The following is a 382-nucleotide window of genomic DNA, read 5'->3' as shown; positions in this document are numbered from 1 at the left end:
GCAAGGGCTACTTAAGTTGTTGTGATTTTAGGATGCGATCGCACCTTGAAATCGATAACTCGGATGTATTTCTAAGCTACAACTTTCTTCTTTTTCTTCTTGAACCAGAAACCGACAACACCAGCCACTGCTGTACCTCCCAAAGTTAAAGGTTCTGGTACAGGCTCAGAAATCTTGTCTGCTCGAAAAATGGCCATTGAAGCATCGCTTAAAAACGTACCAAAAGCCAGCGATTCTCCATCAAATCCATGTCTGCTTATATCGTATATTTCAATTATTCTTTTGTCTGGAAATAATGTATCAGTACTGCTAATTACTTTACTAAGCATACCATCTAAATAAATATACAGTCCTGATTGGTAGTAATTAGCGTCATAGAATC

Annotated in this window: 1 protein-coding gene; it reads right to left on the bottom strand. The window is 38.0% G+C overall.

Annotation, left to right across the window (positions count from 1 at the left end):
- Positions 1-71: 71 nt before the first annotated feature.
- On the bottom strand, positions 72-382 hold a 311-nt coding region (locus UYK_RS24585; protein ID WP_040469611.1), incomplete at its 5' end, for a PEP-CTERM sorting domain-containing protein.

It is taken from the genome of Fischerella thermalis PCC 7521, assembly GCF_000317225.1.
GTDB classification, from domain to species: Bacteria; Cyanobacteriota; Cyanobacteriia; order Cyanobacteriales; family Nostocaceae; genus Fischerella; species Fischerella thermalis.
Note: the sequence above shows the minus strand (reverse complement) of the source record. Positions and strands in the feature narration are given on the sequence as shown.